A 26,086-nucleotide genomic window follows, 5' to 3' on the forward strand; every position below is an offset into this window, starting at 1 on the left:
GTCAAGTTCATGGGTCGATTTCACCCGCAGCGCATGCCCGGGGTTGGTCGTTGTCGTAACGTCCGGTTATGACCAACCCCGCGCCGCCGCGCAAGTCGCCCGACCAGCCCTGGCGTACCGAGGGCACGCCCGAGGAGCCGCAGAAGCCGTCCCCGGGCGGCCGGAAGATGCGCGGCGGCTGGTGGAGCCTGATCCTCACCGCGCTGGTCGTGTACCTGATCGCGAACGTGCTGCTGTCGTTCTTCAACGAGGGCGACGAGCCGACGATCTCCTACACCGAGTTCAGCAAGCAGGTCGACGCGGGCAACGTCAGCAAGATCTACGCCAAGGGCAACGCCATCCAGGGCCAGCTCAAGAAGGCCCGGGACAACCCCGAGGGCGAGGGGAAGTACACCAAGTTCAACACCGAGCGGCCCACCTTCGCGGACGACAAGGTCTGGGAGGACCTGACCAAGCACGACGTCACGGTCACCGCGGAGCCGGTCGTCCAGCACCGCAGCTTCCTGTCCAACCTGCTGATCTCGCTGGCGCCGATGCTGCTGCTGATCGCGGTGTGGGTGTTCATCGCGCGGCGGATGAGCTCGGGGCTCGGCGGCGCGGGTGGCATGCTCGGCCGCAAGGCGCCGCCCAAGCCGGTGGAGCTGGAACCGGGGCAGCAGCGCACCACGTTCGAGGACGTCGCCGGCATCGACGAGGTCGAGGGCGAGCTCAACGACGTCGTGGACTTCCTGAAGAACCCCGACGCCTACCGGAGGATGGGCGCGAAGATGCCCAAGGGCGTGCTGCTCGCGGGCCCTCCCGGCACCGGCAAGACGCTGCTCGCGCGGGCGGTCGCCGGCGAGGCGGGGGTGCCGTTCTTCTCGGCGTCCGCCTCCGAGTTCATCGAGATGATCGTCGGTGTGGGCGCCTCACGCGTGCGTGAACTCTTCGCGGAGGCCCGCAAGGTGGCCCCGTCGATCATCTTCATCGACGAGATCGACACCATCGGCCGGGCCCGCGGCGGCGGCTCCGGAATGGGCGGTCACGACGAGCGCGAGCAGACGCTGAACCAGATCCTCACCGAGATGGACGGCTTCTCCGGCTCGGAGGGCGTCATCGTCATCGCGGCCACCAACCGCGCCGACGTCCTCGACCCGGCCCTGACCCGCCCCGGCCGCTTCGACCGGGTGGTCATGGTCTCGCCCCCGGACCGCGGCGGCCGTCAGGCCATCCTGGAGATCCACACCCGCCAGATCCCGCTCGCCAAGGACGTCGACCTCGCCCAGGTGGCCCGTACGACCCCGGGCATGACCGGCGCCGAACTCGCCAACCTCGCCAACGAGGCCGCCCTCCTCGCCGTCAAGCGCAAGCAGGAGAGGGTCACGCAGGCCGACCTCTCGGAGGCGCTGGAGAAGGTCCAGCTGGGCGCGGAACGGCCGCTGGTGATGCCCGACGAGGAGCGGCGCAGGACGGCGTACCACGAGAGCGGACACGCCCTGCTGGGCATGCTCCAGCCCGGCGCCGACCCCGTCCGCAAGATCACCATCGTCCCGCGCGGCCGCGCCCTCGGCGTCACCCTGTCGACGCCGGAGTCCGACAAGTACGCCTACACCGAGGAGTACCTGCGCGGCCGGATCATCGGCGCGCTCGGCGGCATGGCGGCGGAACAGGTGGTGTACGGGGTGATCACCACCGGCGCCGAGAACGACCTCGAACAGGTCACCAACATCGCGCGCGGGATGGTCGCCCGCTGGGGCATGAGCGACCGCGTCGGCCGCCTCTCCGCCCTCCCGGGCGACGCCCAGCAGGCGTACGGCCTGGCGGCGGCCCCGCAGACCCTCGACGTCATCGACGGCGAGATGCGCCGCATCGTCGACGAGTGCTACGACGAGGCCTGCCGCAAGCTCGCCGAGCACCGCGGTCGGCTCGACGCCCTCGCCGAGGCCCTGCTGGAGCGGGAGACCCTGGAGGAGGCCGACGTGTACCGCATCGCGGGCATCACGCGTCTGACCAAGGACGTCGAGGACGCGAAGACCGCGAAGGCTGCGCGGGCCGCAGAGCCCGCAGAGCCCGCAGAGCCCGCGGAGCCCGCGCAGGCCGCGGAGGTGCGGGGCCGGCCCGGGGACTCCCTCTAGGGCACGCGCGCGATCAGGTAGCGGAAGACGTTCGGCATCCACACCGTCCCGTCGCCGCGCCGGTACGGATGCAGGGCCTCCGTCAGCTCCTTGTCGACCTGGACCTGGTCCGTGGCGGTGATCGCCGCGTCGAAGAGGCCGGTGGACAGCAGCCCCCGCAGCGCGCTGTCGACGCCGGCGTAGCCGAAGGGGCAGGAGACCCGGCCCGAGCCGTCCGGCTTGAGGCCGGCCCGCTGGGCGACCTCCTCCAGGTCGTCGCGAAGGGCGGGGCGCCAACTGCCCGCGCTGCGCAGCGGATCCGCCAGTCTGGCGGCCACCCGCAGCACGGACGACGTGGCGCAGCGTTCCGGCGGACCCCAGCCGGCGAGCACCACGGGCGCCCCGCGCTCGACGAGCGGTGTCGCTGCCCGCAGCAGCCCGCCGAGCCCCTCCGAGTCGCCCGCGAGACACCCGATGGGCTCGAAAGCGGTCACCAGGGTGTACGCGGGCGTCTCCGCGTCGCCCGCGGCCCCGACGTCCTCGGGCGAACCGTCGACGAGTCGTGTGTCCCCACGCGCGCGCGTACTCCCCGTCTCCGGGAGCAGCCGCTCCCGCGCGAGGGCGAGCCGTTCGGGCGAGCGGTGGTCGACACCGGTGACCGCGGCGCCTCTGGACGCCGCCATCAGCAGGGCGAGTCCGCTGCCGCAGCCCAGGCCCAGCAGCCGGGTGCCGGAGCCCACCTCCAGTCGCTCGTAGACGGCCTCGTAGAGCGGAACCAGCATCCGCTCCTGGATCTCGGACCAGTCACGCGCGCGTGCACACAGGTCCACACGGGGTGTTGTCGTCCCCGTATGAGGCAGGTGCTGCCGCACGAGCGTAGGTGTCATGTAAAGCGCCCCAATCCGCCGAGAGTTGCCGCTGTACCCGTTTCCGTGGCCCCCGTGACGTGCGCTCGCACTCCCCCCCGTATGCCAGGTAACTCCGCACTCGACCGCTCGTCCAGGGGTTGACGGTCCCCGGCTTGCGGCTTGACCGCGCCGGAGAAAAGAATTCACATCCCGGCAATGTGCCCCCGTAATATCCCGGCATGGCAAAGGCATCCGTGCTCGCTCCCCGGGCGGACGACTTCCCCCGCTGGTACCAGGACCTCGTCAACAAGGCCGAACTGGCGGACAACGGACCGGTGCGCGGCACCATGGTCATCCGACCGTACGGGTACGGGCTCTGGGAGCGGATGCAGGCCGAGATGGACGCCCGGATCAAGGCCACGGGCACGCAGAACGCGTACTTCCCGCTGCTGATCCCGCAGTCGTACCTCACCCGCGAGGCGGACCACGTCGAGGGCTTCGCACCGGAGCTGGCCGTGGTCACCCACGCCGGCGGCAAGGAACTGGAGGAGCCCGCGGTCGTCCGGCCCACCTCCGAGACGATCGTCAACGAGTACTTCTCGAAGTGGGTGCAGAGCTACCGCGATCTGCCGCTGCTGATCAACCAGTGGGCGAACGTGGTGCGTTGGGAACTGCGGCCCCGCCTCTTCCTCCGTACGACCGAGTTCCTGTGGCAGGAGGGCCACACCGCGCACGCCACCTACGAGGAGGCACGCGACTTCGCCGCCCGTATTCAGCGGCACGTCTACGGGGATTTCCTGCGGGACGTCCTCGCGATGGACTTCGTCTCCGGTCGCAAGACGGTCAAGGAGCGCTTCGCGGGTGCCATCAACACCCTCACCCTCGAAAGCATGATGGGCGACGGCAAGGCCCTCCAGATGGTCACCAGTCACGAACTGGGCCAGAACTTCGCCAAGGCCTTCAACACCCGGTACCTGTCGAGGGAAGGCAGCCAGGAACTCGTCTGGCAGACCTCCTGGGGCTCCACCACCCGGATGATCGGCGCCCTGGTGATGACGCACGGCGACGACGACGGCCTGCGCGTCCCCCCGCGGCTGGCGCAGATCCAGGCCGTCGTCCTCGCGGTCAAGGGCGACGAGTCGGTTCTGGCCAAGGTCCGCGAGATCGGGGACCTGCTGACGGCCGCGGGCGTCCGCGTCCATGTCGACGACCGCACCGACGTCCCCTTCGGACGCCGGGCCGTCGACTGGGAGCTCAAGGGCGTGCCGGTACGGATCGAGGTCGGCCCCCGTGACCTGGAGAACGGCACGGCGATGCTGGCCCGGCGGATCCCGGGCGGCAAGGAGCCGGTGGCGATCGACTCCCTCGTACGACTGCTGCCGTCCGTCCTGGAGCAGGACCAGGCGCTGCTGCTGGCGCAGTCCCGCGCGCGGCGTGAGGCGCGCACGGCCGACGTCACGACGGTCGAGGAAGCTGTCGAGGCGGCCGTGGCCGGCGGCTGGGCGCGCATCCCCTGGGCGGATCTCGGCGCGGAGGGCGAGGCCCGGCTGGCCGAGCACGCGGTGACCGTACGGTGTCTGGTCGGCGCCGACGGGTCGGTGCCGGAGTCCGAGGACGCACCCGGTAACGTCGCCCTCGTCGCGCGCGCTTACTGATACGGCGCCCTTCCGCGGCGAGAGCGGCCGAAACGCCCCTTGCGCATCCGCGGAGCACAGCCGCACCGGCGCGTGGACGGCGGCTACGCGCCGGTACGTAGGTCTTGCTACGTACCACCTTGGTAGGAGCTGTGAGGTTTCTCCGCAGATCAGCGCACCCGCCCTCGTCTCCACTCATCAGCGGCAACTGACGGGTACGTGCAAATTATTTGGGATGCCCCGGAATAGGAACACAGCGGCACCCCCGCTCGTTGTCATTACGTGAGCACGACACAGACACCACCTGTTCTCGCCGCGGAGCTGGCGCAGGCGTGGGCCGACATTCAGCGGTACCACCCCGAGCTGCCCGACCTCGCCGCGCCAGAGTCCCTGATCGGAGAGTCGTCGTCCGCATGTGGGCACGAGCTCTCCTTCGAGCGACTGCTCCATGAGGCAGTCCACGGCATCGCCGCAGCCCGCGGCGTGCGCGACACGTCCCGTGCCGGCCGGTACCACAACCGCAGATTCCTCGCGATCGCCGAGGAACTGGGCCTGGACCACCCCGAGGAACCGCATCCCAGCAGCGGCTTCTCGCTGGTCACGCTCAACCCCGAGGCCAAGCGCCGTTACCGCCCGACGATGGAGCGCCTGCAGCGCGCCCTGAAGGCGCACACGGCGGCGACCTCCGCGGACACCCCGAAGAGCTTCCGGGGACCGGCCGCCCGGCACGGTTCCTCCGGCGGCGGAGTGCGCGTGAAGGCCGTGTGCGACTGCGGGCGCAACGTCCGGGTCGTGCCGTCCGTCCTGGCCCAGGCCCCCATCGTCTGCGGCGGCTGCGGCAAGCCGTTCCGCATTCCGGAGGTCGTCGGCGCGGCATGAGGGTGCGGCTGCTCGTGGCAGCCGCACCCCCGCAGTGCCGTCGCGGACGTGTGCAGCCCCTGGGCACCCGGAGCGCCGGGTGCCCCTCAGGCATGCCCCGGACCACCCGACGTGAGCGACCCGCCGGGTGTGGCACAATGGCTAGCTGTACTCGACAGCCGCACAGGACCCCTCTCTCCTCCGGCTGACGCGTCCATCGGGCACTCGGGTACCGCAACCCCACGCGGCATTCTCGCCGTGCCCAACCACGTCAAATCCAGGAGAACCCACTCCCGTGGCAGTCAAGATCAAGCTGAAGCGTCTGGGCAAGATCCGTTCGCCTCACTACCGCATCGTCGTCGCCGACTCCCGCACCCGTCGTGACGGCCGTGCGATCGAGGAGATCGGCAAGTACCACCCGACCTACAACCCGTCGGTCATCGAGGTGGACGCCGAGCGCGTGGCGTACTGGCTGGGTGTCGGCGCGCAGCCGACCGAGCCCGTCCTCGCCATCCTGAAGAAGACCGGCGACTGGCAGAAGTTCAAGGGCGAGCCCGCCCCGGCTCCGCTGCTCGTCGCCGAGCCGAAGAAGGCGCGCCCGTCGTTCGAGGCCCTGGGTGGCGACGACGAGGGCAAGGGTGAGGCGATCACCCAGAAGAAGAAGGCGGAGAAGAAGGACGAGGCTGCCGCCGAGTCCGAGTCGGCCGAGGCCTGAGCATGCTCGAGGAGGCTCTCGAGCACCTCGTGAAGGGCATCGTCGACAACCCCGACGATGTGCAGGTCGCATCCCGCAACCTGCGCCGCGGGCGCGTCCTCGAGGTCCGGGTGCACCCCGACGACCTCGGCAAGGTGATCGGCCGCAACGGCCGCACCGCGCGCGCTCTGCGCACCGTCGTGGGCGCCATCGGCGGCCGCGGTGTCCGCGTCGACCTCGTCGACGTCGACCACGTCCGCTGACGCCGAAACGCAGCACCGGCTCGGGCCGGGGAGGGCCACTGGGCCGTCCCCGGCCCGTAGTCGTATGACAGGAGATCCTGAGAAGTGCAGCTCGTAGTAGCGCGGATCGGCCGAGCCCACGGCATCAAGGGCGAGGTCACCGTCGAGGTCCGTACCGACGAGCCCGAACTGCGGCTCGCCCCCGGCGCCGTCCTGGCCACCGACCCGGCCGCCACGGGTCCCCTCACCATCGAGACCGGCCGCGTCCACAGCGGGCGGCTCCTGCTGCGGTTCGAGGGAGTGAACGACCGCAACGCCGCCGAGGCCCTGCGCAACACCCTCCTGATCGCCGAGGTCGACCCGGAGGAGCTGCCCGAGGAGGAGGACGAGTACTACGACCACCAGCTCATCGACCTGGACGTCGTCACCGAGGACGGCGTGGAGGTGGGCCGGATCACCGAGATCTCGCACCTGCCGTCCCAGGACCTCTTCATCGTCGAGCGCCCCGACGGCAGCGAGGTGATGATCCCCTTCGTCCAGGAGATCGTCACCGAGATCGACCTCGCCGAGCAGAAGGCCGTCATCACGCCGCCGCCCGGTCTGATCGACGACAAGGCGGAGATCGCCTCCTCGCGGGAAGAGTCGTAAGCGATGCGCCTCGACGTCGTCACGATCTTCCCCGAGTACCTCGAACCGCTGAACGTCTCCCTCGTCGGCAAGGCACGCGCGCGTGGGCAGCTCGACGTCCAGGTGCACGACCTGCGCGCGTGGACGTACGACCGGCACAACACCGTCGACGACACGCCGTACGGCGGTGGCCCCGGCATGGTCATGAAGACCGACCCCTGGGGCGACGCGCTCGACGCCGTGCTCACCGACGGCTACGAGACCGGCTCGCACGCCCCCGCGCTGATCGTGCCCACCCCCAGTGGCCGCCCCTTCACCCAGGAACTCGCCGTCGAGCTCTCCGAGCGTCCCTGGCTGATCTTCACGCCCGCGCGCTACGAGGGCATCGACCGCCGTGTGATCGACGAGTACGCGACCCGGCTTCCGGTGTACGAGGTGTCCATCGGCGACTACGTCCTCGCCGGCGGCGAGGCTGCCGTCCTGGTCATCACGGAGGCCGTGGCCCGGCTGCTGCCCGGCGTCCTCGGCAACGCGGAGTCGCACCGCGACGACTCCTTCGCGCCCGGCGCCATGGCCAGCCTCCTGGAGGGCCCCGTCTACACAAAGCCCCCCGAGTGGCGCGGACGCGCCATCCCCGACGTGCTGCTCAGCGGCCATCACGGCAAGATCGCCCGCTGGCGCCGCGACGAGGCCCTGCGGCGTACGACGGCCAACCGGCCCGACCTGATCGAGCGCTGCGACCCCAGAGCCTTCGGCAAGAAGGACCGCGAGATGCTCTCCATCCTGGGCTGGGCGCCGGATCCGGAGGGGGAGCCGTACGGCCGATTTTGGCGCAGGCCAGAGGGCGTGGAAGAATAGGCCGCTGTTGTGCGTCGTCCGGCGCGCGCCCCTGCCACAGGGGGACACGACGCCCGCCCCGACACGGACAGCATCCTTCCTGGAACACCTAGCTCCCGTTGATGACCTGTGGCATCAGCGAAGAAAGCAGACGAAATGTCTCACCTGCTCGACTCCGTCGACTCCGCGTCGCTGCGCAGCGACATCCCGGCCTTCCGCCCGGGTGACACCGTCAACGTCCATGTCCGCGTCATCGAGGGCAACCGCTCCCGTGTGCAGCAGTTCAAGGGCGTTGTTATCCGCCGCCAGGGCGCCGGTGTCCGCGAGACCTTCACGGTCCGCAAGGTCTCCTTCTCCGTCGGCGTCGAGCGCACCTTCCCGGTGCACACCCCGATCGTGGAGAAGATCGAGCTCGTCACCCGCGGTGACGTGCGTCGCGCCAAGCTGTACTACCTGCGCGAGCTGCGCGGCAAGGCGGCGAAGATCAAGGAGAAGCGCGAGAGCTGAGCTCTCACCGGTGGTCACAGCGGGGCCGGATAACATTCCGCCCCGATGGACACCGAAGCACAGCACACGGAGCGCGACCGCTCCTCCCGCCCTGAACCAGTGGCTGCGGAGGGCCGGTCGCGTTTCGCGTTGGTGGCGCGGATCACCGACTGGCTGCCCGGCGGCCGGATCACCCTGACCCTGCTGGTCTGCCTGGTCTTTTTGCTGCTCCTCAACTCTTTCGTGGCCCAACCATTCCAGATTCCCAGCGGATCCATGGAACAGGGATTGAGGATCGGCGACCGCGTTCTCGTAAATAAGTTGGCGTACCGTTTCGGTGCCGAGCCCCGCCGCGGCGATGTTGTGGTGTTCGACGGAACTGGGTATTTCGGTGATGCGGACTACATCAAGCGCGTCGTGGGCGTGGGCGGAGACCGCGTTGTCTGCTGCGACAGGGAGGGGAGGATCGAGGTGAACGGCCGGTCGGTCGACGAGTCGGCCTTCCTGTACCCCGGGGACAGCCCGTCGACGGTGCCCTTCCGTGTCGTCGTGCCCGACGGCACCCTCTTCGTCCTCGGCGACCACCGCAGCGACTCGAGCGACTCACGCGACCACCTGGGCTCGCCGGGCGGCGGCATGATCCCCGTCTCCGACGTCATCGGCCGCGCCGACTGGATCGTATGGCCCACCACCCACTGGACCCGCCTGCACCGCCCCGCCGCCTACGCGCGCGTGCCCGCCGCCGGCGGTGCGCATGGGTAATCGCGGCAAACCGCGCCGTCCGGAGCCGGGCGGCGGCTACGGCACGTTCGGCACCGAGAACCTGCTGCCCACCGGCTCCCGGCGCACCTCCACCGGCACCGCGCCGAGCGGCGGCCGCACCCGCGCGGAGCGCCGCAAACTGCAGCGCAAGGTCAAACGAAAGCGCAGGCGCAGCGCGGTCAAGGAGATACCGCTCCTGGTCGGCGTGGCGGTCCTCATAGCGCTGGTCCTGAAGACGTTCCTCGTCCAGGCGTTCGTGATCCCGTCCGGCTCCATGGAGCAGACGATCCGGATCGGCGACCGCGTCCTGGTCGACAAGTTCACCCCGTGGTTCGGCTCCGAGCCCAAGCGCGGGGACGTCGTCGTGTTCAAGGACCCCGGCGGCTGGCTCGCGGGCGAGCAGACCACGACGACCAAGAACGACCCCATCGTCGTCAAGCAGATCAAGGAAGGGCTCACCTTCATCGGCCTGCTGCCCTCGGCCAACGACAAGGACCTCATCAAACGGGTCATCGGCGTCGGCGGCGACCACGTCAAGTGCTGTGACGCCGAGGGGCGGGTGACCGTCAACGGCGTGCCCCTGACCGAGCAGGACTACCTGTATCCCGGCAACGCCCCCTCCACCCAGCCGTTCGACATCACCGTCCCGCAGGGGCGGCTGTGGGTGATGGGCGACCACCGGGGCAACTCGGCGGACTCCCGCGCCCATATGAACACCGACTACGGCGGCACGGTCTCGCTGCACTCCGTCGTGGGACGGGCCATGGTGATCGCCTGGCCCCTCGGCCACATGACGTCCTTGAAGGAACCTAAAACTTTCTCCTCCGTCTCCAACTCCGTGTCGGGGACGACCGCGTCCCCCGAGCTGTCGCATAGGGTTGCACCCGACGATCCGAAGACAGCGATCCAGCTCCCGAGCCCTGCGGAACTCCCGCTCGTTATGGGAGTGGTGGGCCTGCGCCGGGGACGGCTCAGGCGGCGGCACAGAGTAAGGAGTTGGCGTGGGGGATGTGGCGGTTGGCGCACGGTCCGGACACGACGGCGAGGAGCACCGCGGAAGCCCCGCGGAATCAGCTGTCCCGGCCGCGGACAGCGCCGTGACCTCCGGGAGTGACTCCGGCGCGCAGGACGAGCCCGCGGCGCCCGGCGAACGGACCAGGACGGATGACCAGGGCCCGGGCGACTCGACGCCCACGGCGAAGAAGCAGCGCTCCTTCTGGAAGGAGCTGCCCATCCTGATCGTCATCGCGCTCGTCCTCGCGCTGCTGATCAAGACCTTCCTGGTGCAGGCGTTCTCGATCCCCTCGGACTCGATGCAGAACACCCTCCAGCAGGGCGACCGCGTCCTGGTGGACAAGCTCACCCCCTGGTTCGGCTCGAAGCCGAAGCGCGGTGAGGTCGTCGTCTTCCACGACCCGGACAACTGGCTGGCCGGCGAGCCGACGGCCAACCCGAACGCGCTGCAGAAGGTCCTCAGCTGGATCGGCCTGATGCCGTCCGCCGAGGAGAAGGACCTGATCAAGCGCGTCATCGGGGTCGGCGGCGACACGGTCTCCTGCAAGGGCAGCGGCCCGCTGAAGGTCAACGGCAAGGCGCTGAACGACACCTCGATCGTCTACCCGGGCAACACCCCGTGCAGCGTCGACGACCAGGGCGGCCAGTTCACGGTGAAGGTCCCCAAGGGCTACATCTGGGTGATGGGCGACCACCGCCAGAACTCCCGCGACTCCCGCTACAACCAGAGCGACAAGCACAACGGCATGGTCCCGGTGAGCAAGGTCGTGGGCCGCGCCATCGTCATCGCCTGGCCGATCAACCGCTGGAGCACCCTGCCCATCCCGGACACCTTCGAGCAGCCCGGCATCAACGACAAGTCCTCGGCGTCCGCCGCCCTGACCGTCGCCCCGAACGCCCTCGCGCTCGCCGGCGCGGTGCCGGTGGTGCTGTGGCGGCGCAGGAGGATCGCGCCCGCCGAGACCCGCTGAACCGGGCCTCGCACCCAGCCTTGGTGAAACCCTGGTGCAGCTGTGACCTCGGGCGGCCATGAAGGGCTGACCCGTTCAGGTACCGCCGGGTAGGGTGCGGGTCCATGGGTGGCGAGAGCACGACACGTACGGCCCCGCGCAGCGGTGGCAAGAGCACGAGCCCGGTGGGCACCAAGGCGGGACAGCGCCTGTCCGGCACAGCGGTCGCCCTGGGCATCGTGCTGTTCCTCGGCGGATTCGGCTGGGGAGCGCTGGTCTACCGGCCCTACACCGTGCCGACGACCTCGATGACGCCGACGATCGACGCCGGTGACCGGGTGCTGGCCCAGCGCGTCGACGGCAGTGAGGTGCACCGGGGCGACGTCGTCGTCTTCACGGACAAGACCTGGGTCACCAACGCCCCCGTGGTCAAGCGCGTGGTCGCGGTCGGCGGGGACACCGTCTCCTGCTGCACCGGCGGCAAGCTGACCGTCAACGGCAAGCAGATCGACGAGGGCTACCTCAAGGGCGGCGCGGTCGAGGACAAGACCATCCCGACCGTGAAGGTCCCCAAGGGCCGTCTGTTCCTCCTCGGTGACGAGCGCCAGGGCTCGCTGGACTCCTCCGCCCACCTCACCGACGCGGCCCAGGGCACGGTCGCCGAGTCCGCGGTCACGGCCCGGGTGGACGCCGTGGTGTGGCCCATGAAGGGCATGCTGGCCCGTCCCACGGGCTTCGAGACGCTGGGCGCGCTGTCGACGCCGGGCCCGCTGCGCGTGATCGTCACCCTGATCGTCGTCGGTGCCGTCCTCGTGCTCGGTGGCGGCGCGTACGGCCCGATCGCCAAGCGGCTGGGCGGCAGGCGCTCCCGCACCCGGACGGAGCCCGTGGGTGCCCGCTGAGGCGACGGGCGCGTACGAGGACTCCCGCGCGGGCGGCCTGCGCAAGGTGGCCCGGGTCGTCCTGCTCGACCCCGAGGACCGCATCCTGCTCCTGCACGGCCACGAACCGGACGATCCCGGCGACGACTGGTGGTTCACGCCGGGCGGTGGCCTGGAGGGCGACGAGAGTCGTGAACAGGCCGCACTGCGGGAACTCGCCGAGGAGACCGGCATCACCGAGGTCGAACTCGGTCCGGTGCTGTGGCGGCGGACGTGCTCCTTCCCGTTCGCGGGACGAGGCTGGGACCAGGACGAGTGGTACTACCTGGCCCGTACGACCCAGACGGTCACCGAGGCCAGGGGCCTCACCGAGCTGGAGCGGCGCAGCGTCGCCGGAGCGCGCTGGTGGACGTGTGCGGAACTTGCCCGGGCACATGAGACGGTGTATCCGACCAGACTCGCCGAGCTGCTGCGCCGGCTGCTCGACGAGGGGCCCCCGGCCGGCCCCGTGACCCTTGACACGGAAATCGTCTAGGGGCTGACGGGACTGGCGCACAATGGTGGGACCGCACGGCTGAAGGGGAAGCTGCCATGAGCGCCGAGGACCTCGAGAAGTACGAGACCGAGATGGAGCTGAAGCTCTACCGGGAGTACCGCGACGTCGTCGGTCTGTTCAAATACGTGATCGAGACCGAGCGGCGCTTCTACCTGACCAACGACTACGAGATGCAGGTGCACTCGGTCCAGGGTGAGGTGTTCTTCGAGGTCTCGATGGCGGACGCGTGGGTGTGGGACATGTACCGCCCGGCGCGTTTCGTGAAGCAAGTGCGGGTCCTGACATTCAAGGACGTGAACATCGAGGAGCTGAACAAGAGCGACCTGGAGCTGCCGGGCGGGTGAGGCGGGCGGGTGAGGCGGGCAGGGGGCTGCCGGGCCCGGTGATGCCACGGGGACTGTCACTCGTGTGAGTGACGGAGTTGTCCACAACCAGTGAGTTGTGCACCAAGATCCACATCTGTCTGTGGGATGCGTGACGGTTGGCGCCGGAGGTGGTGCCGACATGAACGCACGAGGTGCGATGGGCAAGTACGGCGAGGACCTGGCCGCGCGGCGGCTGGCGGACGCCGGAATGACGGTCCTGGAGCGCAACTGGCGCGGTGGCAGGACCGGGGAGATCGACATCGTGGCCCGGGACGGGGACGTCCTGGTCGTCTGCGAGGTGAAGACCCGCAGGAGCGGTGCGTACGAGCACCCGATGGCCGCGGTGACACCCGACAAGGCGCAGCGTCTGCGGGACCTCGCGGAACGCTGGATCCACGCCCACGGGGGCGCCCCGCCGGGAGGCGTCCGCATCGACCTGATCGGCGTGGTCCTGCCGGACCGCGGCGCGCCGGTGGTCGAGCACGCGCGGGGGGTGGCCTGAGATGGGGTTCGCGCGGACGTGCTCGGTGGCGCTCGTGGGCGTCGAGGGCGTGGTGGTCGAGGTCCAGGCGGACCTGGAGCCCGGGGTGGCGGCGTTCACCCTGGTGGGCCTCCCGGACAAGAGCCTGACGGAGAGCCGGGACCGGGTGCGGGCGGCCGTGGTGAACTCGGGGGGCGAGTGGCCGCAGAAGAAACTGACGGTCGGGCTCAGCCCCGCATCGGTGCCGAAAGCCGGTTCCGGCTTCGATTTGGCCGTGGCCTGCGCGGTGCTGGGGGCGTCGGAGCGCATCGACCCGCGAGTGCTGGCGGACATCGTGATGATCGGCGAGCTGGGCCTGGACGGCCGGGTGCGGCCGGTCCGGGGGATCCTGCCGGCGGTGCTCGCTGCGGCGGACGCCGGCTACGAACACGTCGTCGTGCCCGAGTGCGCCGCGGCCGAGGCCTCGCTGGTGCCCGGGGTGTCCGTGCTGGGCGTGCGAAGCCTGCGGCAGCTGATCGCCGTGCTGGCGGACGAGCCCGTGCCCGACGAGGAACCCGAGGAGCCCGGCCGTCCGGATCCGCTCCTCGCCGGGCTGCGTGTGCCCGGCACCGGTGCGGCCACGGGCATGCGCAGCATGGGCGCCGCACACCAGGACCAGGGCCATGACCTCGCCGACGTGGTGGGTCAGATCTCGGCACGGACGGCGGTGGAGGTCGCCGCGGCGGGCGGACACCATCTGTTCCTGGAGGGCCCGCCGGGCGCCGGCAAGACCATGCTGGCGGAACGGCTGCCCGCCATCCTGCCCAGGCTCTGCCGCGAGGAGTCGCTGGAGGTCACCGCGGTCCACTCGGTGGCGGGACTGCTGCCGCCGGGCAAACCCCTGATCGACGTCGCCCCGTACTGCGCCCCGCACCACTCGGCGACCATGCAGGCACTCGTCGGCGGCGGTCCCGGCATCGCCCGGCCCGGGGCGGTGTCGCTGTCGCACCGGGGTGTTCTCTTCCTGGACGAGACGCCCGAGTTCAGCAGCCACGCCCTCGACGCCCTGCGCCAGCCGCTGGAGGCCGGGCACGTGGTGATCGCCCGCAGCGCGGGTGTGGTGCGTTTCCCGGCGAAGTTCCTGATGGTGCTCGCCGCCAACCCCTGCCCCTGTGGGCGCTTCTCCCAGACGGACGACTTCTGCGAGTGCCCGCCCTCGGCGATCCGCCGCTACCAGGCGCGACTGTCCGGGCCACTGCTGGACCGGGTCGACCTCCGGGTCGAGGTGGACCGGGTCACGCGCGCCGAGCTCACGCAGCTCGGCGCGCGGGGCGAGTCCACAGCGACGGTCGCCGAGCGGGTACGGGCGGCGAGGGAGCGCGCGGCGGCGCGGCTCGCCGGCACTCCGTGGCGGACCAACAGCGAGGTCCCCGGCCGGGAGCTGCGCAGCCGGTGGCACGCCGCGAGCGGGGCGATGGACGAGGCCGAACGCAACCTGGAGCGGGGTGTGCTGACCGCTCGCGGACTCGACCGCGTCCTTCGTGTCGCCTGGACCGTCGCCGACCTGGTCGGGCACGACCGGCCCGGCGCGATGGACGTCGGCCTCGCGCTGCAACTGCGCACGGGCGTTCCCAGGGGCGTCCCCATGGCCATCGGGGCGCTGACGTGACCGCCGACGGCCCGGACAGCGAGCTGCTCGCCCGCGTCTTCCTCAGCCGGGTCCTGGAACCCGGTGACGAAGTGGCGGGCCGGTGGGTGCGCGAGCTGGGGGCCGCGGAGACCGTGCGGGTGCTGCGGAAAGGGGCGCCGCAGCTCGCCGGGGTCACCGACAAGCGCTGGGCGGGGCTGCACGCCCGTGCCCGGGAGGCCGACGCCGAGCGGGATCTCGGTCTTGCCCGGGAAGCCGGGGTTCGGTTCGTGATCCCGGGGGACACGGAGTGGTCGGCGCAGCTCGACGACCTCGGCGACGCCCGTCCCGTGGGCCTCTGGGTCCGGGGCAGGCCCAGTCTGCGGATGTGGGCTTTGCGGTCCGTCGCCGTCGTCGGGGCGCGGGCCTGTACCGAGTACGGCGCTCACATGGCCGCCACACTCGGCGCCGGACTCGCCGAACGCGGGTGGGTCGTCGTGTCCGGCGGGGCCTACGGCGTGGACGGGGCCGCTCATCGAGGGGCGCTCGGGGCCGGCGGGGCCACGGTGGCCGTGCTCGCTTCGGGCGTCGACCGGCCCTATCCGCGTGGACACACCGAGTTGATCAACCGGATCGCCGAGCAGGGACTGGTGGTCGGGGAACTGCCGCTCGGTGAGCATCCGACGGCCAGCAGATTCATCGTCCGCAACCGGGTCATCGCCGCCCTGACCAGAGGCACCGTGGTCGTCGAGGCCGCCCACCGCAGCGGCTCGCTCGTCACCGCACGGGCGGCACAACGGCTAGGACGCCACACGATGGGAGTACCCGGACCGGCCACCAGCAGCCTCTCGGCCGGCGTGCACGAACTGCTGCGCGACGACGCCGTCCTCGTCACCGACGCCGCCGAGGTCGTGGAACTCGTCGGCGACATGGGTGAACTGGCACCCCAGCGGCGCGGGCCCGTGCTGCCCAGGGACCTGCTGGAACCGGGCGCCAGACGGGTGCTGGCCGCGCTGCCGGGCCGGGGGACCGCCTCCGCCGACGCGGTCGCCCGCGGCGCACAGACCACCCGGGACGACGCGATCGCGAGACTGTACGAACTCCGATCACTCGGTTACGTCGAACGACACGGCGACGGCTGGAAGTTGACACGCCAGGCGATGATCTCCGTCCGCGACGGCCGGGGCGGATGTTGACGGAGCGTGTTCGGCCGTCCGGGGGAAGCCCCGCACCTGTGCAAACAATGGCGGTCGGGGTCCCCGGCGATCACGGAAAGTGACCATCGCGACCCGGTGGGACGGCCCCCGGCACATGTCCCCGTACGCGTTCCCCCTCGCCGTTCGCTCACCGCGACACCTCAGTCACGCTACGCTCACGAGGTTCCGACGCAGCAGGCACTTCACGGCAGAACGGCACAAGGCGACGAATGCCCCAGCACACCTCCGGGTCCGACCGGGCGGCGATCCCCCCAGCCGCCCGCGACGGTGGCAGCGTGCGGCCGCCCGCTCCCTCGACGCTCGACGAACTGTGGCGGTCGTACAAGGACACGGGGGACGAACGGCTGCGGGAGCAGCTGATCCTGCACTACTCGCCGCTGGTCAAGTACGTGGCGGGACGGGTGAGTGTCGGTCTGCCGCCCAACGTCGAACAGGCCGACTTCGTCTCCTCGGGCGTGTTCGGACTGATCGACGCGATCGAGAAGTTCGACATCGACCGGGAGATCAAGTTCGAGACGTACGCGATCACCCGGATCCGCGGCGCGATGATCGACGAGCTGCGGGCGCTGGACTGGATCCCGCGGTCGGTGCGGCAGAAGGCGCGGAACGTGGAGCGGGCGTACGCGACGCTGGAGGCGCGGCTGCGGAGGACTCCGTCGGAGGGCGAGGTGGCCGCCGAGATGGGCATCGGGGTGGACGAACTCCACGCGGTGTTCAGCCAGTTGTCGCTGGCGAACGTGGTGGCGCTGGAGGAGCTGCTGCACGTCGGGGGCGAGGGCGGCGACGGGCTGAGCGTCATGGACACGCTGGAGGACACCGCCGCGGACAACCCCGTGGAGGTGGCCGAGGACCGGGAGCTCAGACGGTTCCTGGCGCGGGCGATCAACACCTTGCCCGAGCGGGAGAAGACCGTGGTCACCCTCTACTACTACGAGGGGCTCACGCTCGCCGAGATCGGGAACGTGCTGGGTGTGACCGAGAGCCGGGTCAGTCAGATCCACACCAAGTCGGTGCTGCAGTTGCGGGCGAAGCTGGCGAGCTTCGGGCGGTGAGTCCGATGGTGGCCGCGCCGGGGCGGGCGGTGTCGATGCGAGTCACTCCCGTCCGGGGTGGCGCGTCCGTAAAGTGGTTGACGTGCCAAGGATTCGAGCGGCCTCCGTGGCCGAGCACCGGTCGATGCAGCGAGCCGCCCTGCTGGACGCGGCCCGGTCGTTGCTGTCCGAGGGAGGGACGGACGCGCTGACGTTCCCGGCGCTCGCCGAGCGGACGGGGCTGGCGCGGTCGTCGGTGTACGAGTACTTCCGGTCCCGGGCCGCCGTGGTCGAGGAACTGTGCGCGGTCGACTTCCCGGTGTGGGCGGCCGAGGTCGAGGCCGCCATGGCGGAGGCCGGGTCGGCGGCGGGCAAGGTCGAGGCGTATGTGCGGCGGCAGCTGGAGCTGGTGGGGGACCGACGGCACCGGGCGGTCGTGACGATCTCCGCGAGCGAGCTGGACGCGGGGGCCCGGGAGAAGATCCGGGCCGCGCACGGCGGGCTCGTGGCGATGATCGTGGAAGCGCTGGGGGACATGGGACACCCCGAACCCCGACTGGGCGCGATGCTGGTGCAGGGGGTCGTGGACGCGGCGGTCCGACGGATCGAGCTGGGGGTGGCAGAGCCTCCCGAGGCGATCGCGGACGCGGCCGTCGCCCTGGTGCTGAGCGGAGTGCGCGGCTGAGACGAGCAGGGCCTGTCGCGAATGCGGCGGTGGCGTTGGCGCTGGTCCTGCGGGGCGCGCGCGGCCGAGGCCGGCAGGACGTGCGACACCATTGCCCCAGGGGCCGAGCAACTCGCCGCACAACTGCCCTCCCGCGAGTCGGAGACGGCGCGGTGCGACACCCCCGCGGGCCGAAGGCGGCCACGGCGCGTCTGCTCTCGTCGGCGAGGGCGCGGGCGCTGTGCCTCTGATCCCGCGGGCCGAGGGTGGACGCGGTGCGTCTGCTTGCGTTAGTCGAAGGGGCGGGCGGGGTGTGTCTGCTCTCGCTGGTCGAGGGCGCGAGCGCGGCGGGTCTGTTCCCGTTGGTCGAGGGCGGGCGCGGTGCGACTGCCCTCGTGGGCGAAAGGCGGGCGCGGCGGGTCCGCTTTCGCTCGTCGAAGGCGGGCGCGGTGCGACTCTCCCGGGCCGGACGTGTTCCCGCAGGCTACTCAGGCAGCGGGACCCCCAGTACCGGGAGCAGTCTTGACGGGCCCCTGTGCAGGAGCCATGGGGGGAGCAGGGACAGGGGGTCCAGGTAGGTCTCGGCGCGGAGCAAGCCCCAGTGCACGCACGTGACGGTGCAGTGCGAGCCCGTGGGCTCCACCGTTCCCACCACCTCGCCCGGCTCCACCTCGTCACCCTTCGCCACCGACGCGCTCACCGGTTCGTAGGTCGTGCGCAGGTCCGTGCCCGTCAGCTCCACCGACACCACCCCCCTTCCCGCGACCCGGCCCGCGAAGGACACCCGGCCGGCTGCCACCGCGCGGACCGGTGTCCCGGCCGGGGCCGCCAGGTCCACGCCGCGGTGGCCCCGGCCGTAGACCGTCGCCGGGGGCTCCCAGCCTCGTACGACCGTGGGACGGGTGCCCACCGGCCAGGCGCGGCCGATGGCCGGGACCCCCGGGGGCGGGTCGGACCGGGGCGGTGGGGGCTCCGCCCAGGCCCACGGGGTCAGGACGGCCCACGTCAGCGCCAGGAGAGCCGTCACCGTCAGACGTAGGTATCGGTTCGCTCGCATGAGGGGAACGGTCCCGCACCCGCCGTCGATCATGGCGCGATCTGTGGATTACTCCCGGGTTGTGGACAGCGGCGTCACCCGGTGCCTCGCCGGTCCCGTACACTTCTTCTGGCGATCCGGGTCACCGGGTCGACTTCGCACGCCCCGACATCAGGTGATCACAAGCCGGTGTCAGCGCCTCTCGGTCCTCTGCGGCACGGCGCACGCGGGCGTCAGGCGCGGATGCCGTGCGGTATCCGCGGGACAACCGAGAAATTCAAGGAGATACGGCCATGGCCGTCGTCACGATGCGGGAGCTGCTGGAGAGCGGCGTCCACTTCGGTCACCAGACCCGTCGCTGGAACCCGAAGATGAAGCGCTTCATCTTCACCGAGCGCAACGGCATCTACATCATCGACCTGCTCCAGTCGCTGTCGTACATCGACCGCGCCTACGAGTTCGTCAAGGAGACCGTCGCCCACGGCGGCACGGTCATGTTCGTCGGCACGAAGAAGCAGGCGCAGGAGGCCATCGCCGAGCAGGCCACCCGCGTCGGCATGCCCTACGTCAACCAGCGCTGGCTGGGCGGCATGCTCACCAACTTCTCCACCGTCTACAAGCGTCTGCAGCGCCTCAAGGAGCTCGAGCAGATCGACTTCGAGGACGTCGCCGCGTCCGGTCTGACCAAGAAGGAGCTTCTCGTGCTCTCGCGCGAGAAGGCCAAGCTGGAGAAGACCCTCGGCGGTATCCGCGAGATGCAGAAGGTGCCCAGCGCCGTCTGGATCGTGGACACCAAGAAGGAGCACATCGCGGTCGGTGAGGCCCGGAAGCTCAACATCCCGGTCGTCGCGATCCTCGACACCAACTGCGACCCCGACGAGGTCGACTACAAGATCCCGGGCAACGACGACGCGATCCGCTCCGTCACCCTGCTCACCCGTGTGATCGCCGACGCCGTCGCCGAGGGCCTCATCGCCCGCAGCGGTGTCGCCACCGAGGGCAAGGAGAAGGCCGCGGGCGAGCCGCTCGCCGAGTGGGAGCGCGACCTGCTCGAGGGCGAGAAGAAGGCGGACGAGGCCGAGAAGCCGGCCGAGGCCGCCGCTGAGGCTCCTGCCGCCGAGGCCCCCGCGGCCGAGGCTCCGGCTGCCGAGGCCCCGGCCGCGGACGCCGAGCAGGCCTGATCAGTCAGCGTTGACGGCGGGGGCGGCGACATCCGGGTCGCCCCCGCCGTTCACCCGTAGGTCAGCGGAGAGTCGGCGGTCCCCGCTACATGAGGGCCGTGGACCCGTAGATCTTCGATCTTCCAGACTTCGAGAAAGATTCACAGACTCATGGCGAACTACACCGCCGCCGACGTCAAGAAGCTTCGTGAGCTCACCGGCGCCGGCATGATGGACTGCAAGAAGGCGCTGGACGAGGCCGAGGGCAACGTCGACAAGGCCGTCGAGGCGCTGCGCATCAAGGGCCAGAAGGGCGTCGCCAAGCGCGAGGGCCGCTCCGCCGAGAACGGCGCCGTGGTCTCCATCATCGCCGACGACAACTCCTCCGGCGTCCTCGTCGAGCTGAAGTGCGAGACGGACTTCGTCGCCAAGGGCGAGAAGTTCCAGGCCGTCGCCAACGCGATCGCCGAGCACGTCGCCAAGACCTCCCCGGCCGACCTCGAGGCCCTGCTGGGCTCCGAGATCGAGGCCGGCAAGACCGTCCAGGCGTTCGTGGACGAGGCCAACGCCAACCTCGGCGAGAAGATCGTCCTGGACCGCTTCGCGCAGTTCGCCGACGGCTACGTGACCGCGTACATGCACCGCACGATGCCCGACCTGCCCCCGCAGATCGGTGTCCTCGTCGAGCTGGACAAGCCGAACGCCGAGGTCGCCCGCGGCATCGCCCAGCACATCGCCGCCTTCGCGCCGAAGTACCTCTCCAAGGAGGACGTGCCGGCCGAGGTCGTCGAGTCCGAGCGCCGCATCGCCGAGGAGACCACCCGCGCCGAGGGCAAGCCCGAGGCCGCGATCGCCAAGATCGTCGAGGGTCGTCTCAACGGCTTCTTCAAGGACGCCACGGTCCTCGGCCAGCCGTACGCGCTCGACGCGAAGAAGTCCGTCCAGAAGGTCCTGGACGAGGCCGGTGTCACCCTGAAGCGCTTCACGCGCATCAAGGTCGGCATCTGAGTCCGTACCGCGATCGGCGCGCGACCCCGATAGGGTCGTACGCAGTTGTCAGCGGGTGACGGACGACAGCGGATCTGACGAGGAGGCCATTGCCGAGCACGGGAACCAAACCCCACCGGCAATGGCCTTCTTCGTATGTGCAACAGGTGAAAGAGGCGGGATCTCCATGACCACCAAGCCCCAGAAGAGCGACGACGGCAAAGTACCCGGCCGGTTTCTGCTGAAGCTGTCCGGAGAGGCCTTCTCCGGTGGCGGGGGCCTGGGCGTGGACCCCGACGTGGTGCACAAGATCGCCCGCGAGATCGCGGCCGTCGTCCGCGACGGAGCGCAGGTCGCGGTCGTCATCGGCGGCGGCAACTTCTTCCGCGGCGCCGAGCTGCAGCAGCGCGGCATGGACCGCGCCCGCTCGGACTACATGGGCATGCTCGGCACCGTGATGAACTGCCTCGCCCTCCAGGACTTCCTGGAGAAGGAGGGCATCGACAGCCGGGTGCAGACCGCCATCACCATGGGCCAGGTCGCCGAGCCGTACATCCCGCTGCGGGCCGTGCGCCATCTGGAGAAGGGCCGCGTGGTCATCTTCGGCGCCGGTATGGGCATGCCGTACTTCTCCACCGACACCACCGCCGCCCAGCGCGCCCTGGAGATCGACGCCGAGGCGCTGCTGATGGGCAAGAACGGTGTGGACGGGGTCTACGACTCCGACCCCAAGCGCAACCCGGACGCCGTCAAGTTCGACTCCCTCGGCTACGGCGAGGTCATCACCCGCGACCTCAAGGTCGCCGACGCCACCGCCATCACGCTGTGCCGCGACAACAAGCTCCCGATCCTCGTCTTCGAGCTCCTGACCGAGGGCAATATCGCCCGCGCCGTCAAGGGTGAGAAGATCGGCACGCTGGTGGGTGACCAGGACGGCCGGGACTGACAGCAACACCGACGGACCCTGACCGGGGGATGGACAATGTCCCGCAGGTCGGGAACCGTGCAGGAAGAAGACGCGACGCAGCCGGCCGCCGCCCCCACAGGAACCGCAGCCGGGCCTTACTCAAGACACGCAGGAGCAAGTGGTGATCGAAGAGACCCTCCTCGAGGCCGAGGAGAAGATGGAGAAGGCCGTCGTGGTCGCCAAGGAGGACTTCGCCGCGATCCGCACCGGCCGTGCGCACCCGGCGATGTTCAACAAGATCGTGGCCGACTACTACGGCGCGCCGACGCCGATCAACCAGCTGGCTTCGTTCTCCGTGCCGGAGCCGCGCATGGCGGTCGTGACCCCGTTCGACAAGACGGCCCTGCGCAACATCGAACAGGCCATCCGCGACTCCGACCTGGGCGTCAACCCGAGCAATGACGGCAACATCATCCGGGTGGTGTTCCCCGAGCTGACCGAGGAGCGGCGCCGCGACTACATCAAGGTCGCCAAGGGCAAGGCCGAGGACGCGCGTGTGTCCATCCGCTCCGTGCGCCGCAAGGCGAAGGACGCCCTCGACAAGGCCGTCAAGGACGGCGACATCGGCGAGGACGAGGGCCGCCGCGCCGAGAAGGAGCTCGACGACACCACGCACAAGTACGTGGCCCAGGTTGACGAGCTCCTGAAGCACAAGGAAGCGGAGCTGCTCGAGGTCTGATGAACGACTCTTCCTGGGGAGCGCCGCCACACAACGGGTACTGGGGGCCGTCCGACCAGGGGCCTGTCCAGGGGCCTGCCCCGGCGGGTCCCGCGTACGATGCGCCCGAGGCGCAGCAGACTCGCCCCATGCCCATCGTGCCCGAGGTGCCCGCGTACGGCGGAGACCAGGATGACGACCGGGGGGCCGCACGGCTGAGCGGCCCCCTGTTCCGCGACGAGACGCCGCAGGCACCGCCGCCCCTGGCGGTGCAGCAGAATCCGGAGCCCATGCCCGACGCCTCGCAGCCGGCGCCCCAGCCGCAGAAGAAGAGCGCTGGGCGCGACCTGAGCGCGGCCATAGGCGTCGGCGTCGGGCTCGGCGTGGTGATCATCGCGTCGCTCTTCGTCGTCAAGGCCGTCTTCGTGGGCGTGATCGCGGTCGCCGTCGTCGTCGGCCTGTGGGAACTGACCAGCCGGCTCGGCGAGCGCAAGGACATCAAGGCGCCGCTGGTTCCGCTGGCTCTCGGCGGCGCCGCGATGGTCGTCGCCGGATACGTGCGGGGGGCCGAGGGCGCGTGGGTCGCCATGGCGCTCACGGCACTCGCCGTCCTCGTCTGGCGCATGACGGAACCGCCGGAGAACTATCTCCGGGACGTCACGGCGGGCGTCTTCGCCGCGTTCTACGTGCCCTTCCTGGCGACGTTCGTGGCGCTCATGCTCGCGGCGGACGACGGGCCGTGGCGCGTCCTGACCTTCCTCCTGCTCACGGTCGTGAGTGACACGGGCGCGTACGCCGTCGGCTGGCGCTTCGGCAAGCACAAGCTCGCGCCGCGCATCAGCCCCGGCAAGACGCGCGAGGGTCTGCTGGGCGCGGTGGCGTTCGCGATGGTGGCGGGCGCGCTGTGCATGCAGTTCCTGATCGACGACGGCGCCTGGTGGCAGGGCCTGCTGCTGGGTCTCGCCGTCGCGGCCAGCGCCACGCTGGGCGACCTCGGCGAGTCGATGATCAAGCGGGACCTGGGCATCAAGGACATGGGCACCTTGCTGCCGGGACACGGCGGCATCATGGACCGCCTGGACTCCCTGCTGCCGACCGCGCCGGTGGTGTGGCTGCTGATGGTGCTGTTCGTGGGGGCCGGCTGACGGGCCCGGGAGTCCCGCTCGCTCGTTGGCGCGGCCGCCGGGCGAGTGGGACGATCCCCGTGTAAGCCCTCGAAGGGGATCCCCTGAAAGGAGGGCGTCATGTCCGCCTTCCACGAAGAGATCGACGTCGACCGCACTCCCGAGGACGTCTGGGCGTACGTCATCGATCCCTCCCATCTGCCGGAGTGGCAGCTGAGCGCGGTGTCCGCGGAGCGGCTCGACGAGGGGCCGCTGCACACCGGATCCCAGGTCCGGGTCACCCGGCGCCTCGGGCGCCGCCGTGAGATGCCGATGACCATGGAGTACACCGAGTACGACCCGCCGCACAGCTGGAGTGTGCGCGGCATCGACGGCCCGGTCAGGGGCCTGTTCCACGCCGAGGTGGAACCGATCGACGACGGGCGCCGCTCCCGGGTGAAGATGGACCTCGACTTCGAGGGCCACGGCCTCGGCAAGGTCATGCTGCCCCTGTTCGTCCGTCCCCAGGTCCGCAAGGAACTGCCGCGCAACGAACGCATGCTCAAGGAACGCCTGGAGCACACGCCCTAGCGTCGCTTCCTGGCCCTCGCTACGAGGCGCAGACGTCCTTCAGCTCGTCGGCCGCCTCGTCGATCGCGCGCGAGTCCGGGTTCTCGCCGGCGAGGACGGCCCTGTTGTAGTCGGCGAGGGCCCGGTCCAGGTCCTTCACGGCCTTGTCGACCTTGCTGTCACCCGTGTCGTCACCGATCCTGTCGAGGTTCTTCTGGACGGTGTCGATGGACTCGCCGGTCCGCGAGGGGTCGCTCGCCGCGGCCGACCCGGCCTCGTGGATCGCCCTCAGACTGTCCGCGACGGTGTCGTAGCCGCGCACGCAGCCCAGCGAGTGGTCGACGTCGTCGGGATCGCAGCCGGTGACGAACCCGGCGGCCAGGGCCACGCCCGCGAGGGCGGTGGCGACGGTGACGGTACGACGTCGGCGACGACGGTTGACGACCATGAGAGGGTCCCCTCCTGAGAAGGCTTCGGCTGGCGCCGGCCCTGCCCCCACGAGGGAACCCGCACCCGTATCGGGGGTGGAGCGGGCTACACCTCCGCGGTCCCGGGCCACCCGTTTGGATCTGCGACACTGGTGGGGCCATGCCTAAGCCCGGAGAACTGGCAGTCAGCGGGCAGCAACAAGCCCCCTACCAGCGCGTTCGGCGCGGATAGGGGGCCTGGTTTGGGTCACTGGGCCGTCTCTGGGCCGTCAGGCTCACGTGGGGCCGGGAGAAGCACGCGATCCACGGCCTTCCTTGTACGCTCCTGACTCGACGGCATCAGGTGCGCGTACACCCGCAGCGTCAGCCCAGGGTCGGAGTGCCCCAGGTACTCGCTCACGGCCTTGATGCTCTCGCCCGCGTCCAGCAGCACCGAGGCGTAGAAGTGCCTCAGGGCGTGCATGCCGTGCTCACGCGCGGACTCGTACTTGCCGTCCTCATCGGCCTCTGAGATCAAGCCAGCAGCCGCGAGAGCAGGCTTCCACTCCTGGATGTTGAAGTTGCTGCGCCAGACGATGCCGCTCGCGGTGTTCGTGAACAGGAGGCGGGCCGACACCTTCGGGCCGTCCGGCTTGCGCCAGGGCAACGTGATCTCAACCGGTTTGAAGGCGTCCATGTGGACCCGCAGAGCCTCAGCCACCGAAGGCGGCAGCGGTACGTCCCGCTCCTTGTTGCACTTCGGCGGAGCAAATACGGCCTTGCCCCGAATCAGCTTCACCTGCCGGACCACTCGGATGATGCCGCCGTCGAAGTCGATTGCATCCTCAGCCAGTCCGACGATCTCCCCCTGACGGAGACCGCACCCTGCGCCCACAGCCACCATGGGCCGGTAGCGCTGGGGGAGCGCTGCACGGACCGCCTGAACCTGGACGGGCAGCCACGGCACAACACGGCGTTGCTCGGTGGCCGGCGGACGGACGGACTTCGCGGAGCACGGGTTACGGGGCAACAGCCCATCATCAACCGCCGCACTGAGTACGGCCCGCACGTCACCGTAGATGTTCCGCGCATAACCGCCGCTCACGGCCGGGTCCTTCTCCAGTGCGCTCACCAGGCCGCGGATGTGCTCGGGGCGGAACGAATCCAGCGGCCGAGAGCCGATCAGCCGGAATGCGTGCAGACGCAGCCGCTGCTCGACCACGACCTGACTGGCCGGGTCGATGCCGTGCGTCTTGAGCCACTTCTCGGCGTAGCTCTTGAACGTGATCCGAGCTGCACGCGGGTCGATGTACTGCCCGCGCGACATGTCCGACGCGATCTCGGTCAGCCAC

Annotated in this window: 28 protein-coding genes and 1 pseudogene; 25 read left to right on the top strand and 4 right to left on the bottom strand. The window is 70.3% G+C overall.

The genetic code is table 11. The features are described from left to right. Positions 1-68 precede the first annotated feature (68 nt). On the top strand, positions 69-2,114 hold the full coding sequence (ftsH, locus tag MKW14_RS21675; RefSeq protein ID WP_240864687.1) for an ATP-dependent zinc metalloprotease FtsH: 2,046 nt from the start codon (positions 69-71) through the stop codon (positions 2,112-2,114). Here the strand turns inward: ftsH and MKW14_RS21680 are convergent. Then, on the bottom strand, positions 2,111-2,980 hold the full coding sequence (locus tag MKW14_RS21680) for an SAM-dependent methyltransferase (protein ID WP_240864689.1): 870 nt from the start codon (positions 2,978-2,980) through the stop codon (positions 2,111-2,113). The two genes, ftsH and MKW14_RS21680, sit on opposite strands and share 4 nt — an antisense overlap. Positions 2,981-3,180: 200 nt before the next feature. On the opposite strand from MKW14_RS21680, the gene proS reads away from it, so the two are divergent. The 18 genes and pseudogenes from proS (at position 3,181) to MKW14_RS21770 (ending at position 17,867) form a co-directional block, all read left to right on the top strand. Next, complete coding sequence (proS, locus tag MKW14_RS21685; protein ID WP_240864691.1) at positions 3,181-4,596, top strand: proline--tRNA ligase; 1,416 nt, start codon at positions 3,181-3,183, stop codon at positions 4,594-4,596. 261 nt (positions 4,597-4,857) lie between these two features. Next, positions 4,858-5,454, top strand: a complete 597-nt coding sequence (locus MKW14_RS21690) for a hypothetical protein (RefSeq protein WP_133046790.1) — start codon at positions 4,858-4,860, stop codon at positions 5,452-5,454. 274 nt (positions 5,455-5,728) lie between these two features. After that, positions 5,729-6,148, top strand: a complete 420-nt coding sequence (gene rpsP / locus MKW14_RS21695) for a 30S ribosomal protein S16 (RefSeq protein WP_133046791.1) — start codon at positions 5,729-5,731, stop codon at positions 6,146-6,148. Between the two features lie 2 nt (positions 6,149-6,150). Then, the gene (locus tag MKW14_RS21700; RefSeq protein WP_003973401.1) at positions 6,151-6,390 is read left to right on the top strand and encodes an RNA-binding protein; all 240 of its coding nucleotides are present in this window, start codon (positions 6,151-6,153) and stop codon (positions 6,388-6,390) included. 84 nt (positions 6,391-6,474) lie between these two features. Then, a complete protein-coding gene (gene rimM, locus MKW14_RS21705) occupies positions 6,475-7,017 on the top strand; it encodes a ribosome maturation factor RimM (RefSeq protein ID WP_240864692.1) in 543 nt (180 codons plus the stop codon). Between the two features lie 3 nt (positions 7,018-7,020). After that, complete coding sequence (gene trmD / locus MKW14_RS21710; protein ID WP_240864693.1) at positions 7,021-7,854, top strand: tRNA (guanosine(37)-N1)-methyltransferase TrmD; 834 nt, start codon at positions 7,021-7,023, stop codon at positions 7,852-7,854. Positions 7,855-7,989: 135 nt separating this feature from the next. Next, a complete protein-coding gene (gene rplS, locus MKW14_RS21715; RefSeq protein WP_079309735.1) occupies positions 7,990-8,340 on the top strand; it encodes a 50S ribosomal protein L19 in 351 nt (116 codons plus the stop codon). A 45-nt stretch (positions 8,341-8,385) separates the two neighbouring features. After that, positions 8,386-9,081, top strand: a complete 696-nt coding sequence (gene lepB / locus MKW14_RS21720) for a signal peptidase I (RefSeq protein WP_240864697.1) — start codon at positions 8,386-8,388, stop codon at positions 9,079-9,081. After that, entirely contained in the window at positions 9,074-10,195 is a 1,122-nt protein-coding gene (gene lepB / locus MKW14_RS21725) for a signal peptidase I (protein ID WP_240864698.1), read from the top strand. Before lepB (MKW14_RS21720) ends, lepB (MKW14_RS21725) begins: the two co-directional genes overlap by 8 nt. Further along, entirely contained in the window at positions 10,083-11,066 is a 984-nt protein-coding gene (gene lepB / locus MKW14_RS21730; protein ID WP_240864701.1) for a signal peptidase I, read from the top strand. The genes lepB (MKW14_RS21725) and lepB (MKW14_RS21730) overlap by 113 nt, the downstream gene beginning before the upstream one ends. A 104-nt stretch (positions 11,067-11,170) precedes the next feature. Then, positions 11,171-11,947: a signal peptidase I gene (gene lepB, locus MKW14_RS21735; protein WP_240864704.1), complete on the top strand. Its 777-nt coding sequence runs from the start codon at positions 11,171-11,173 to the stop codon at positions 11,945-11,947. After that, positions 11,937-12,461 (top strand): NUDIX hydrolase, encoded by a 525-nt coding sequence (locus MKW14_RS21740; RefSeq protein ID WP_240864706.1) that lies wholly within the window; start codon positions 11,937-11,939, stop codon positions 12,459-12,461. The genes lepB (MKW14_RS21735) and MKW14_RS21740 overlap by 11 nt, the downstream gene beginning before the upstream one ends. Positions 12,462-12,517: 56 nt before the next feature. Then, the gene (locus MKW14_RS21745) at positions 12,518-12,826 is read left to right on the top strand and encodes a DUF2469 domain-containing protein (RefSeq protein WP_003965949.1); all 309 of its coding nucleotides are present in this window, start codon (positions 12,518-12,520) and stop codon (positions 12,824-12,826) included. 160 nt (positions 12,827-12,986) lie between these two features. Further along, the gene (locus MKW14_RS21750; RefSeq protein ID WP_240864708.1) at positions 12,987-13,349 is read left to right on the top strand and encodes a YraN family protein; all 363 of its coding nucleotides are present in this window, start codon (positions 12,987-12,989) and stop codon (positions 13,347-13,349) included. A 1-nt stretch (position 13,350) separates the two neighbouring features. Continuing rightward, a pseudogene (locus tag MKW14_RS21755) lies at positions 13,351-14,868 on the top strand (YifB family Mg chelatase-like AAA ATPase); the annotation flags it as partial. Continuing rightward, on the top strand, positions 14,856-16,130 hold the full coding sequence (gene dprA / locus MKW14_RS21760; protein ID WP_502628179.1) for a DNA-processing protein DprA: 1,275 nt from the start codon (positions 14,856-14,858) through the stop codon (positions 16,128-16,130). The pseudogene MKW14_RS21755 and the gene dprA, both read left to right, overlap by 13 nt. A gap of 230 nt (positions 16,131-16,360) precedes the next feature. Next, a complete protein-coding gene (gene whiG, locus MKW14_RS21765) occupies positions 16,361-17,203 on the top strand; it encodes an RNA polymerase sigma factor WhiG (protein ID WP_240864713.1) in 843 nt (280 codons plus the stop codon). Between the two features lie 106 nt (positions 17,204-17,309). Next, entirely contained in the window at positions 17,310-17,867 is a 558-nt protein-coding gene (locus tag MKW14_RS21770) for a TetR/AcrR family transcriptional regulator (protein WP_240864742.1), read from the top strand. 463 nt (positions 17,868-18,330) lie between these two features. On the opposite strand, the gene MKW14_RS21775 is transcribed toward MKW14_RS21770, so the two are convergent. Then, the gene (locus MKW14_RS21775; RefSeq protein ID WP_240864715.1) at positions 18,331-18,903 is read right to left on the bottom strand and encodes a M23 family metallopeptidase; all 573 of its coding nucleotides are present in this window, start codon (positions 18,901-18,903) and stop codon (positions 18,331-18,333) included. Between the two features lie 272 nt (positions 18,904-19,175). Here MKW14_RS21775 and rpsB point away from each other — a divergent pair, with 272 nt between their 5' ends. The 6 genes from rpsB to MKW14_RS21805 all read left to right on the top strand — a co-directional run bounded on the left by rpsB (position 19,176) and on the right by MKW14_RS21805 (position 24,348). Beyond that, on the top strand, positions 19,176-20,063 hold the full coding sequence (gene rpsB, locus MKW14_RS21780) for a 30S ribosomal protein S2 (protein WP_208782991.1): 888 nt from the start codon (positions 19,176-19,178) through the stop codon (positions 20,061-20,063). A 150-nt stretch (positions 20,064-20,213) separates the two neighbouring features. Next, positions 20,214-21,050, top strand: a complete 837-nt coding sequence (gene tsf, locus MKW14_RS21785; protein ID WP_240864718.1) for a translation elongation factor Ts — start codon at positions 20,214-20,216, stop codon at positions 21,048-21,050. A gap of 166 nt (positions 21,051-21,216) precedes the next feature. Further along, positions 21,217-21,975: a UMP kinase gene (gene pyrH / locus MKW14_RS21790; protein ID WP_240864720.1), complete on the top strand. Its 759-nt coding sequence runs from the start codon at positions 21,217-21,219 to the stop codon at positions 21,973-21,975. A 142-nt stretch (positions 21,976-22,117) separates the two neighbouring features. Then, a complete protein-coding gene (gene frr / locus MKW14_RS21795; RefSeq protein ID WP_133047349.1) occupies positions 22,118-22,675 on the top strand; it encodes a ribosome recycling factor in 558 nt (185 codons plus the stop codon). Further along, positions 22,675-23,799 (top strand): phosphatidate cytidylyltransferase, encoded by a 1,125-nt coding sequence (locus MKW14_RS21800; protein WP_240864722.1) that lies wholly within the window; start codon positions 22,675-22,677, stop codon positions 23,797-23,799. The genes frr and MKW14_RS21800 overlap by 1 nt, the downstream gene beginning before the upstream one ends. A gap of 99 nt (positions 23,800-23,898) precedes the next feature. Continuing rightward, the gene (locus MKW14_RS21805; protein WP_240864723.1) at positions 23,899-24,348 is read left to right on the top strand and encodes an SRPBCC family protein; all 450 of its coding nucleotides are present in this window, start codon (positions 23,899-23,901) and stop codon (positions 24,346-24,348) included. A gap of 19 nt (positions 24,349-24,367) precedes the next feature. Here MKW14_RS21805 and MKW14_RS21810 read toward each other — a convergent pair whose 3' ends face one another. After that, the gene (locus MKW14_RS21810; protein WP_240864726.1) at positions 24,368-24,775 is read right to left on the bottom strand and encodes a hypothetical protein; all 408 of its coding nucleotides are present in this window, start codon (positions 24,773-24,775) and stop codon (positions 24,368-24,370) included. A gap of 227 nt (positions 24,776-25,002) precedes the next feature. Further along, positions 25,003-26,086: tyrosine-type recombinase/integrase (locus MKW14_RS21815; protein WP_240864727.1), on the bottom strand; the 1,084-nt coding region annotated here is incomplete at its 5' end.

This window comes from Streptomyces gilvus (assembly GCF_022513565.1).
GTDB lineage: Bacteria > Actinomycetota > Actinomycetes > Streptomycetales > Streptomycetaceae > Streptomyces > Streptomyces gilvus.

What these genes read in the sequence shown, in the direction of transcription:
- ftsH (WP_240864687.1), top strand. Translation starts at nt 69, where the DNA reads ATGACCAACCCCGCGCCGCCGCGCAAGTCGCCCGACCAGCCCTGGCGT.
- MKW14_RS21680 (WP_240864689.1), bottom strand. Translation starts at nt 2,980, where the DNA reads ATGACACCTACGCTCGTGCGGCAGCACCTGCCTCATACGGGGACGACA.
- proS (WP_240864691.1), top strand. Translation starts at nt 3,181, where the DNA reads ATGGCAAAGGCATCCGTGCTCGCTCCCCGGGCGGACGACTTCCCCCGC.
- MKW14_RS21700 (WP_003973401.1), top strand. Translation starts at nt 6,151, where the DNA reads ATGCTCGAGGAGGCTCTCGAGCACCTCGTGAAGGGCATCGTCGACAAC.
- trmD (WP_240864693.1), top strand. Translation starts at nt 7,021, where the DNA reads ATGCGCCTCGACGTCGTCACGATCTTCCCCGAGTACCTCGAACCGCTG.
- rplS (WP_079309735.1), top strand. Translation starts at nt 7,990, where the DNA reads ATGTCTCACCTGCTCGACTCCGTCGACTCCGCGTCGCTGCGCAGCGAC.
- lepB (WP_240864697.1), top strand. Translation starts at nt 8,386, where the DNA reads ATGGACACCGAAGCACAGCACACGGAGCGCGACCGCTCCTCCCGCCCT.
- lepB (WP_240864698.1), top strand. Translation starts at nt 9,074, where the DNA reads ATGGGTAATCGCGGCAAACCGCGCCGTCCGGAGCCGGGCGGCGGCTAC.
- lepB (WP_240864704.1), top strand. Translation starts at nt 11,171, where the DNA reads ATGGGTGGCGAGAGCACGACACGTACGGCCCCGCGCAGCGGTGGCAAG.
- MKW14_RS21745 (WP_003965949.1), top strand. Translation starts at nt 12,518, where the DNA reads ATGAGCGCCGAGGACCTCGAGAAGTACGAGACCGAGATGGAGCTGAAG.
- MKW14_RS21750 (WP_240864708.1), top strand. Translation starts at nt 12,987, where the DNA reads ATGAACGCACGAGGTGCGATGGGCAAGTACGGCGAGGACCTGGCCGCG.
- whiG (WP_240864713.1), top strand. Translation starts at nt 16,361, where the DNA reads ATGCCCCAGCACACCTCCGGGTCCGACCGGGCGGCGATCCCCCCAGCC.
- MKW14_RS21775 (WP_240864715.1), bottom strand. Translation starts at nt 18,903, where the DNA reads ATGCGAGCGAACCGATACCTACGTCTGACGGTGACGGCTCTCCTGGCG.
- rpsB (WP_208782991.1), top strand. Translation starts at nt 19,176, where the DNA reads ATGGCCGTCGTCACGATGCGGGAGCTGCTGGAGAGCGGCGTCCACTTC.
- tsf (WP_240864718.1), top strand. Translation starts at nt 20,214, where the DNA reads ATGGCGAACTACACCGCCGCCGACGTCAAGAAGCTTCGTGAGCTCACC.
- pyrH (WP_240864720.1), top strand. Translation starts at nt 21,217, where the DNA reads ATGACCACCAAGCCCCAGAAGAGCGACGACGGCAAAGTACCCGGCCGG.
- MKW14_RS21800 (WP_240864722.1), top strand. Translation starts at nt 22,675, where the DNA reads ATGAACGACTCTTCCTGGGGAGCGCCGCCACACAACGGGTACTGGGGG.
- MKW14_RS21805 (WP_240864723.1), top strand. Translation starts at nt 23,899, where the DNA reads ATGTCCGCCTTCCACGAAGAGATCGACGTCGACCGCACTCCCGAGGAC.
- MKW14_RS21810 (WP_240864726.1), bottom strand. Translation starts at nt 24,775, where the DNA reads ATGGTCGTCAACCGTCGTCGCCGACGTCGTACCGTCACCGTCGCCACC.